This window comes from Pseudomonas sp. S06B 330, from assembly GCF_002845275.2.
Classification (GTDB): domain Bacteria; phylum Pseudomonadota; class Gammaproteobacteria; order Pseudomonadales; family Pseudomonadaceae; genus Aquipseudomonas.
Genome location: NZ_CP088149.1, coordinates 275283 through 285000, shown reverse-complemented (window position 1 = coordinate 285000; position 9718 = coordinate 275283). Strand labels below are relative to the sequence as shown.

Annotated in this window: 10 protein-coding genes (1 of these 10 running past the window's edge); 8 read left to right on the top strand and 2 right to left on the bottom strand. The window is 58.4% G+C overall.

Annotated elements, in window-relative coordinates; all coding sequences use genetic code 11:
• Nucleotides 1-896 carry the 5' portion of a CaiB/BaiF CoA transferase family protein gene (locus CX511_RS01370; RefSeq protein ID WP_045186551.1) on the bottom strand. The gene continues 325 nt to the left of window position 1, outside the view, so only the first 896 of its 1221 coding nucleotides appear in the window; its start codon is at nucleotides 894-896; its stop codon lies beyond the left edge, outside the window.
• Between the two features lie 14 nt (nucleotides 897-910).
• On the bottom strand, nucleotides 911-2092 hold the full coding sequence (locus tag CX511_RS01365; protein ID WP_101293803.1) for an acyl-CoA dehydrogenase: 1182 nt from the start codon (nucleotides 2090-2092) through the stop codon (nucleotides 911-913).
• Nucleotides 2093-2252: 160 nt separating this feature from the next.
• Between CX511_RS01365 and CX511_RS01360 the strand changes: the two genes are divergently transcribed.
• From CX511_RS01360 to CX511_RS01325, 8 genes are all read left to right on the top strand, one after another.
• Nucleotides 2253-3179 (top strand): LysR family transcriptional regulator, encoded by a 927-nt coding sequence (locus CX511_RS01360; RefSeq protein WP_045186547.1) that lies wholly within the window; start codon nucleotides 2253-2255, stop codon nucleotides 3177-3179.
• A 407-nt stretch (nucleotides 3180-3586) separates the two neighbouring features.
• Entirely contained in the window at nucleotides 3587-4708 is a 1122-nt protein-coding gene (locus CX511_RS01355; protein WP_101293804.1) for a Re/Si-specific NAD(P)(+) transhydrogenase subunit alpha, read from the top strand.
• 11 nt (nucleotides 4709-4719) lie between these two features.
• Nucleotides 4720-5037, top strand: a complete 318-nt coding sequence (locus CX511_RS01350) for an NAD(P) transhydrogenase subunit alpha part 2 (RefSeq protein WP_028942678.1) — start codon at nucleotides 4720-4722, stop codon at nucleotides 5035-5037.
• A 2-nt stretch (nucleotides 5038-5039) separates the two neighbouring features.
• Nucleotides 5040-6476 (top strand): NAD(P)(+) transhydrogenase (Re/Si-specific) subunit beta, encoded by a 1437-nt coding sequence (locus tag CX511_RS01345; protein WP_101293805.1) that lies wholly within the window; start codon nucleotides 5040-5042, stop codon nucleotides 6474-6476.
• Nucleotides 6477-6653: 177 nt separating this feature from the next.
• Nucleotides 6654-8147, top strand: coding sequence for a succinyl-CoA:acetate CoA-transferase ScpC (gene scpC / locus CX511_RS01340; protein ID WP_045186543.1), 1494 nt, complete (start codon nucleotides 6654-6656; stop codon nucleotides 8145-8147).
• Nucleotides 8148-8465: 318 nt separating this feature from the next.
• The gene (locus CX511_RS01335) at nucleotides 8466-8681 is read left to right on the top strand and encodes a DUF1127 domain-containing protein (RefSeq protein ID WP_045186541.1); all 216 of its coding nucleotides are present in this window, start codon (nucleotides 8466-8468) and stop codon (nucleotides 8679-8681) included.
• A 293-nt stretch (nucleotides 8682-8974) separates the two neighbouring features.
• On the top strand, nucleotides 8975-9292 hold the full coding sequence (locus CX511_RS01330) for a DUF2388 domain-containing protein (RefSeq protein WP_045186540.1): 318 nt from the start codon (nucleotides 8975-8977) through the stop codon (nucleotides 9290-9292).
• Between the two features lie 120 nt (nucleotides 9293-9412).
• On the top strand, nucleotides 9413-9706 hold the full coding sequence (locus CX511_RS01325; RefSeq protein ID WP_045186539.1) for a DUF2388 domain-containing protein: 294 nt from the start codon (nucleotides 9413-9415) through the stop codon (nucleotides 9704-9706).
• Nucleotides 9707-9718: the final 12 nt, after the last annotated feature.

Below are 9718 nucleotides of genomic sequence, written 5' to 3'. Positions count from 1 at the left end.
AATGGAATCAGTTGCGCACGGTTGGCTACCCGCTGCTTATTAGTAGCAAAGCGTGGATCATCCGCCCATTGCGGCTGCCCGGCCACTTCAGCGAACTTGCGGAACTGCCCATCGTTGCCCACGGTAAGAATGAAATCGCCGTCAGCAGTAGGGAAGTCCTGGTAAGGCACGATATTCGGGTGCGCATTGCCCAGGCGCCGCGGCGGCGTGCCGGTAGTCAGGTAGTTCATCGCCTGGTTGGCCAGGCAGGCGACCTGAACGTCGAGCAAGGCCATATCGATATGTTGGCCACCGCCATCATGGTCACGATGGGCGAGGGCGGCCAGAATCGCCACGGTGGAGTACAGCCCGGTGAGGATATCGGTCAGTGCCACACCGACCTTCACAGGTCCGGCGCCTTCCTCACCTTCAGGGCGCCCGGTCAGGCTCATCAGCCCACCCAGCCCCTGGATCATGAAGTCATAGCCTGCACGCTTGGCATACGGCCCGGTCTGGCCGAAGCCGGTAATCGAGCAATAGATAAGCTGCGGATTGATAGCCTTCAGGCTTTCATAGTCCAGACCGTAAGCAGCCAGGCCACCCACCTTGAAGTTCTCGATGACCACATCGGACTTTGCCGCCAGCTCACGCACCAGGCGCTGACCTTCAGGCTGAGTGAAATCAATGGTCACCGAACGCTTGTTACGGTTGGCCGACAGGTAGTAGGCCGCCTCGCTGGTGTTCTCGCCATAGGCATCCTTAAGGAAGGGCGGACCCCAGGCACGCGTGTCATCGCCAGTGCCTGGACGCTCAACCTTGATCACTTCAGCCCCGAGGTCAGCAAGAATCTGCCCGGACCACGGCCCAGCCAGCACTCGCGACAGATCCAGCACCCGCAAATGAGATAGCGCGCCCATGGGCTGGCTCCTTATTAATAGAAGGCCTGGATGCCGGTTTGCGCACGCCCGAGGATCAGTGCATGCACGTCATGGGTACCTTCATAGGTATTGACCACTTCCAGGTTAACCAGGTGACGGGCGACGCCGAACTCGTCGGAGATGCCATTGCCACCGAGCATGTCGCGCGCCAGACGAGCGATATCCAGGGCCTTGCCGCAGGAGTTGCGCTTCATGATCGAAGTGATCTCGACCGCTGCAGTGCCTTCATCTTTCATCCGCCCCAGGCGCAGGCAACCTTGCAGGGCCAGGGTAATCTCGGTCTGCATGTCAGCCAGCTTCTTCTGGATCAACTGGTTGGCAGCCAATGGGCGACCGAACTGCTTACGGTCGAGGGTGTACTGGCGAGCGGTGTGCCAGCAGGCCTCAGCGGCCCCCAGCGCGCCCCAGGAGATGCCGTAGCGAGCAGAGTTCAGGCAGGTGAACGGGCCTTTCAAGCCGCGCACGTCGGGGAAGATGTTCTCTTCCGGTACGAAGACGTTATCCATAACGATTTCACCGGTGATCGAAGCCCGCAGGCCGACCTTGCCGTGAATAGCCGGGGCACTAAGGCCCTGCCAGCCTTTCTCCAGTACAAAGCCGCGGATATCGCCGGCATCGTCCTTGGCCCAGACCACAAACACGTCAGCGATCGGACTGTTGGTGATCCACATCTTGTTACCAGTCAGGCGATAGCCGCCGTCGACTTTCTTCGCCCGAGTGATCATCGAACTCGGATCGGAACCGTGGTCAGGCTCGGTCAGGCCAAAGCATCCGATCCACTCGCCACTGGCCAGCTTGGGCAGGTACTTCTGCTTGGTTGCTTCATTACCAAATTCATTGATCGGTACCATCACCAAGGAAGACTGCACGCTCATCATCGAGCGGTAACCGGAGTCGATACGCTCGACCTCACGGGCAATCAAGCCATAGCAAACATAGTTCAGACCGCTGCCACCGTATTGCTCAGGGATGGTCGCACCAAGTAGGCCGACTTCGCCCATTTCGCGGAAGATCGCCGGGTCGGTCTGCTCGTGGCGGAACGCTTCCAGCACGCGCGGGGCCAGCTTGTCCTGGGCGAACTGATAAGCGCTGTCACGCACCATGCGCTCTTCTTCAGTGAGCTGTTGGTCGAGCAACAGCGGGTCGATCCAGTTGAAGCTTGCTTTACCGGCCATGAGCGAATCCTCGAAAGATGGGACCAGAGTTGTTGTGCATTGATCCTAGGCCTGATCCGCCGACGAGACAAACGAGGAATCCGCATAGTGTTGTGATAATTTCTCACTCCGTAACGGTCATAAAGGCCATCCTTACGCCTTATTAGTGAGGTTGACGTACATGCGACGCAAGATCCCCAGCACAACAGCCCTGGTCTGCTTCGAGGCTGCCGCCCGCCACGAGAGCTTTACCAAGGCTTCACAGGAGCTCTCTCTGACCCAGGGCGCCGTCTGTCGACAGATTGGCGGGCTGGAGGAGTTTCTGAATGTCGAACTGTTTCGCCGTTCACGCCGCGGGGTGAAGCTCACTGAGGCAGGCCTCTCATACAGCCGCCGAGTAGCGGCGCAACTGGATGCGGTGGAACGCGACACCTTGTCAGTGATGGGTCAGCAGGGCGCCAATGTCATCGAGCTGGCGGTAGTACCCACCTTCGGCACTCAATGGTTGCTGCCCAGACTCAAGGATTTCCAGCAACGTCACCCCGAAGTCACCGTCAACCTGACCAACCGCACCCGACCCTTCCTTTTTGCAGATACCCCATTTGATGCCGCCATCTACTTCGGCGATGCCGACTGGTCCGGCACCCATTCTCATCGGCTGATGGGCGAGAACCCTGTACCGGTCTGCAGCCCAAATCTGCTGGACGAAGTAGGGCAACTGAGTGCCGAGAAAATTGCGCAATTGCCGCTATTGCAGCAGACCACTCGACCCTATGCCTGGCGCCAGTGGTTCAACAGCCTGGACATGAACATTGCCCGCGACATGACGGGACCGCGCTATGAGCTATTCTCGATGTTGGCTCAAGCCGCCATGCACGAGATGGGCGTGGCGCTGATTCCACCGTTCCTTATCCAGCGAGAGCTGGCAGAAGGGCGGCTGGTTGTGGCCAACCGACATGCCCTGTCGAGCATCAAGGCGTATTACCTGATGATCCCGGAACGCAAGGTCGAGTCAGCATCATTACGCGCTTTTCGCGATTGGCTGGTTGCGCAAGCCGAACGCTACGCCGCAGCCCATAAGGACGACAGCCACAACCTGACCCCGTAGTCAGTAAAAATGGAGCCCTACAGATGTACGGAAATGTCGCAATTAACACAACTGTTTCGGCACCCCCTTCAACAACCCTTAACCCTGCTAATTATGCGGCTTTCACCGCATAAATCGCGTTTTGAACAGCGCATTCAGAGAATTCGGCGGAATTTTTTCAAAAATTACCGTAATCTCCCTGAAGCCCGCAGTAGGCGGGCTCCAGGCCCGTTCTTGCGACATTCGGTCACAGGGTGACTTGTAGTTTGATTACCGTCACCCTTCAAAACTGGTTGAAGCGACTCAGGAATCGCCTGCAAAATGCCGCGCCCCGCCTGAATTTGGCGGGATCGTGCTGATCGGCCGCCCCAGACGCACCATCCGCAGTGCGCTGGTTTACCAACAAAAGATCACGCAGGAGATTTGACGTGCACATTGGTGTTCCACTGGAAACGCAGACGGGCGAAACACGGGTTGCTGCAACCCCCGAAACCATCAAGAAACTGATTGGTCAGGGGCATCAGGTCACCGTCCAGCGTGGCGCCGGCATTAATGCCAGCGTTCCGGACAGTGCCTATGAAGCAGCAGGCGCCACTATTGGCAGCGCTGCCGATGCGTTTGGTGCACAGCTGGTACTGAAGGTTGTGGCTCCCGACGATAGCGAACTGGTCCAGATCAAGAGCGGCACTGTTCTGGTCGGCATGCTCAATCCATTCAACAACGACATCATCGCCAAGATGGCTGAGCGCGGCATTACCGCCTTCGCCCTCGAGGCTGCTCCGCGCACCTCGCGAGCGCAAAGCCTTGATGTGCTGTCTTCGCAGGCCAACATTGCCGGCTATAAGGCCGTGCTACTGGCTGCTCATCACTATCCGCGCTTCATGCCGATGCTGATGACCGCCGCAGGCACCGTCAAAGCTGCGCGAGTGCTGATTCTCGGTGCCGGTGTGGCCGGGTTGCAGGCCATCGCGACGGCCAAGCGCCTCGGTGCAGTGATCGAAGCCTCGGACGTGCGTCCGGCGGTGAAGGAGCAGATTGAGTCGCTGGGCGCCAAATTCATCGACGTTCCTTACGAGACCGATGAAGAACGTGAATGCGCAGAAGGTGTCGGCGGTTACGCACGACCGATGCCCGCCAGCTGGATGCAGCGTCAGGCACTGGCGGTGCATGAGCGCGCCAAACAGGCCGACATCGTCATCACCACGGCATTGATCCCCGGGCGCAAGGCGCCGACCCTGCTAAGCGCTGAAACTGTCGCGCAGATGAAGCCCGGTTCCGTCGTCATCGATCTGGCCGCAGCCCAGGGTGGCAACTGCCCACTGACTGTCGCCGATCAGGTGGTCGTCGAGAATGGCGTGACTATTGTTGGCCCGACCAACCTGCCTGCGCAGGTAGGGGCCGATGCCTCGGCCCTGTATGCACGTAACCTGCTCGACTTCATGAAGCTGCTGTTCGACAAAGACAGCGCGCTGGTGATCAACCTCGAAGACGATATCGTCGCCGCGTGCCTGATGTGCCGCGACGGCCAGATCATCCGCAAGAACGGATAAGGAGCCAGACAATGGAAGACATGCTGATCTCTCACGGCGTCTACAACCTGATCATCTTCGTGCTGGCGATCTATATCGGTTATCACGTGGTGTGGAACGTCACCCCTGCATTGCATACCCCCCTGATGGCGGTTACCAACGCCATTTCCGCCATCGTCATCGTCGGTGCCATGTTGGCCGCCGCCCTGACCGTGACACCGCTGGGCAAGACCATGGGCACCCTGGCGGTAGCCCTGGCAGCGGTTAACGTATTTGGTGGTTTCCTGGTCACCCGGCGCATGCTGGAGATGTTCAAGAAGAAAGCCGCAAAGGCTGAGGGGAAGCAGTAAACATGAGCATGAACCTGGTAACACTTCTCTACCTCGTCGCCTCGGTGTGCTTCATTCAGGCACTCAAGGGCCTGTCGCACCCGACCACGTCGCGACGTGGCAACCTGTTCGGCATGCTCGGCATGGCACTGGCAGTGATCACTACCATCGGCCTGATCTACAAGCTGGGGGCAGAACTTGCGACCGATGGGATCGGCTATGTAATTGTCGGCCTGCTGGTCGGCGGTACCGCCGGCTCGATCATGGCAAAACGCGTCGAAATGACCAAGATGCCTGAGCTGGTTGCCTTCATGCACAGTATGATCGGTCTGGCCGCGGTGTTCATTGCCATTGCCGCAGTGGTCGAACCGCAGTCGCTGGGTATCGTCTCCAGCATCAGCGACCCAATCCCCACCGGCAACCGCCTGGAGCTGTTCCTTGGCGCTGCCATCGGTGCAATCACCTTCTCCGGTTCGGTGATTGCCTTCGGCAAGCTCTCGGGCAAGTACAAGTTCCGCCTGTTCCAGGGCGCACCGGTACAGTTCAGCGGCCAACACAAGTTGAACCTGGTTCTGGGGCTGGCAACCATCGGTCTGGGCCTGATCTTCACCTTCACCGGCAGCTATAGCGCTTTTGCCTTGATGCTGATTCTGGCCTTCGTCATGGGCGTGCTGATCATCATCCCGATTGGCGGCGCTGACATGCCGGTCGTGGTATCGATGCTCAACAGCTATTCGGGCTGGGCTGCAGCCGGTATCGGCTTCTCGCTGAACAACTCGATGCTGATTATCGCAGGCTCGCTGGTGGGTTCGTCCGGTGCCATCCTCTCGTACATTATGTGCAAGGCGATGAACCGCTCGTTCTTCAACGTGATCCTCGGCGGTTTCGGTGGTGCGACAGATGTTACTGGCCCAGCTGGTGCTCAGGAAGCCCGTCCGGTGAAATCCGGCTCGGCCGATGATGCGACGTTCCTGCTGAGCAACGCCGACACCGTCATCATCGTTCCCGGCTATGGCCTGGCGGTGGCACGCGCCCAGCACGCGCTCAAGGAACTGACCGAAAAGCTGACGCACAACGGCGTGAACGTGAAGTACGCGATTCACCCGGTAGCGGGGCGTATGCCAGGCCATATGAACGTATTGCTAGCCGAAGCCGAAGTGCCGTACGACCAGGTGTTCGAGATGGAAGACATCAACTCTGAGTTCGGACAGGCCGACGTGGTGCTGGTGCTCGGCGCCAACGACGTGGTCAACCCGGCGGCAAAGAACGATCCGAAATCGCCAATCGCCGGCATGCCGATCCTTGAGGCCTTCAAGGCTAAGACCATCATCGTCAACAAGCGCTCCATGGCCAGTGGCTATGCCGGTCTTGATAACGAATTGTTCTACCTGGACAAAACCATGATGGTTTTCGGTGACGCCAAGAAGGTCATCGAAGACATGGTCAAGGCAGTCGACTAAGCCTTTGCCAGGCTGTGACAATTAGCCCCAGCGCGGTATCGGCTGGGGCTTTTTAATGCCCGGCCCGCCGACAGAAGACTCTACTTCATGGCTTTGCATTCGACCTTGGTCGCGGGACGCCGAGCTACTAAATCACTAGACTGCGCATCTAGCTTTAGTAGCCCGAGATAACAATCCATGTACCGTGATCGTATCCGCTTGTCCTCCCTGCACAGCAAGGTAATGAGTGCGGCTGATGCCGCTGGCCTGATCGAGGACGGCATGACCGTCGGCATGAGCGGTTTCACCCGCGCCGGCGAAGCCAAGGCTGTGCCCCATGCACTGGCCGAACGTGCCAAGCAATCACCGCTGCAAATCAGCTTGATGACCGGTGCCAGCCTGGGCAACGACCTGGACAAGGAGCTGACCGAAGCCGGTGTACTGGCTCGTCGTATGCCATTCCAGGTCGACAGCACGCTGCGCAAGGCTATCAACGAAGGCAAGGTCATGTTCATCGACCAGCACCTGTCGGAAACCGTAGAACAGCTGCGCAACCAGCAACTGAAGCTGCCGGACATCGCCGTCATCGAAGCCGTCGCCATCACAGAACAAGGCCACATTGTGCCAACCACCTCGGTGGGCAACTCGGCCAGCTTCGCGATTTTTGCCAAACAGGTGATCGTTGAGATCAACATGGCGCACAACGCCAACCTCGAAGGCCTGCATGACATCTACATCCCGACTTACCGTCCAACCCGCACGCCGATCCCGCTGGTAAAAGTCGATGACCGCATCGGCAGCACCGCGATTCCGATCGACCCGGCGAAGATCGTCGGTATCGTCATCACTGAGCAACCAGACTCGCCGTCCACTGTGCTGCCACCAGACGACGAAACCCAAGGCATCGCCAACCACCTGATCAACTTCCTCAAGCAGGAAGTGGACGCAGGTCGCATGACCAACAAGCTCGGCCCGCTGCAAGCCGGTATCGGCAGCATCGCCAACGCGGTGATGTGCGGCCTGATCGATTCGCCGTTCGAAGACCTGACCATGTACTCCGAAGTACTGCAGGACTCGACCTTTGACCTGATCGACGCTGGCAAGCTGAGCTTTGCTTCGGGTAGTTCCATCACCCTGTCGACCCGCCGCAACGCCGACGTGTTCGGCAACTTGGAGCGCTACAAGGACAAGCTGGTCCTGCGCCCACAGGAAATCTCCAATCACCCGGAAGTGGTCCGCCGCCTGGGCATTATCGGCATCAACACTGCTCTTGAGTTCGACCTGTACGGCAACGTCAACTCTACCCACGTCTGCGGCACCCGCATGATGAACGGTATCGGTGGTTCCGGCGACTTCGCTCGCAACGCGCACCTGGCGATCTTCGTGACCAAGTCCATCGCCAAGGGCGGCGCAATCTCCAGCGTGGTGCCAATGGTCAGTCACGTCGACCACACCGAGCATGACGTCGATATCCTCGTCACCGAGCAAGGCTTGGCCGACCTTCGTGGCCTGGCGCCACGCGAGCGTGCGCGGGTGATCATCGACAACTGCGTGCACCCAGACTACCGCGAAGCGCTCAATGACTACTTCACCCGCGCTTGCGAGCGTGGAGGTCATACTCCGCACATCCTGCGGGAAGCACTGGCTTGGCACGAAAACCTCGAAGAAACCGGGCGCATGCTCGCTAGCTGAGTGTGACAGTTTTCAGCCGGTGAAGCGCAACGCTCACCGGCTGAACAGTTACAACCAATAATTTATCAAAAACTGTTCTACTGTACCGGCGTTTTGACCCTCTGATTCACCTCCCGCACACCCTTCTCGATCAAAAACGCACCAATGTAGTGCCTACCAGTACAGTTACGCCTATTCAGAGTGCAACAGTGCTCTTAAACAGTTAACTGGCCCATCACAATCTAGGTGAACTGTATCTACTGTTATGGACGGCAGAGGAGGATCATTGGCATCAGTTAAATCACTACCTAATGCCGCCACAAGCGGAAGGATGACATCATGGAACGTACCCTCAGTTCCGATCTGGTTTTCGAAAGCACCAATCAACAATCCAAGGCCGCGCTGCCACTGCGCCTGCTGGCTAACCTGATGCTGTGGCAACGCCGCATTGCCAGCCGCCACCAATTGGCCCGCCTGGATTCGCGCCTGCTGGCCGACGCTGGCATCAGCGAAGCACAACGCTACGAAGAGCTGAGCAAGCCGTTCTGGCGTTAATGCAGGGCTCGCCGGCCAAGGCCGGCACCTCGAATTCCCAAAACCCGTCGCAGGTGACTGCTGACGGGTTTTGTCGTTCTGAAGCCGTGTAATAGAGCGGTTGCACTACGCATAGGTACAGTTTTAATAGAGTTATTTTTTATAGGTACAGTTGATAAATTGCGCTGCGACCTTGTCCAACTCGCAGACGCTTATCGCGTGATACCCTTACTGCACCCAGCTTGAATAAGAAGTAGCGCAACAAGCTGAGCGTGCGTCTGATACAAGAACCAGCCTTAACTAGGAGATCGACCATGTTCCGTTCACGCTTGTTTGGCGCCGCAGTACTGTTGGCCCTGGCATCTACCGCCAACGCCACCAGCTTCGTCGTGACCACTGACACCATCGTTCGCGGTGTTGCCGCCTCTACCGATGCCACCTCTGATGTGTCTTCGTCGTTCCGGGACGACAAAATCGTCCGCGCTGCCCGTGACGACGCTGCCAGTTTCGTTGCCAGCCACGGTGATATCCGCGGCGCCAAGCTCGAAAGTGCGTTTGCCCACATCCGTCAGCAGGCGCCAAGCCTGCAGGCCAGCGACGCGCAATTGGCCCAGGCTATCCTGGCCCTCTAAGCTCGTCTGATTCCGGCTTCATCATGTAACAACATGCAACGAAGCCGGGAACCCTGCGCTGGTCCTTGCCAGCGCATTGGGATAGCCTTTGCCGCTTGATTGACCAGCCTTACGAGACCCATGCGTTATCTATCATTGCTGTTGCTTGTGCTGTGCTGGACCAAGTCCGCCCAGGCCTTGGACCTCACCACTGCCAACCTTGTCGTCAGCGGTTATGTCACCAGCAAGGTGACCTCAGCGCCCTTCGATCGCAAACTGCTGCTGGAAGCGCACGACGGTGCTGCCGCATTTGTCGCCAGCGACGGCCAGATCCGCGGTGCCCGACTGCAGGCTGCCTTGAACCTGCTGCGCCAGACCAACCCTGAACTTCATGCCGGCGACCTTGAACTGGCGCAGGCAATTCTCGTCCAATGATTACCCTCGTTC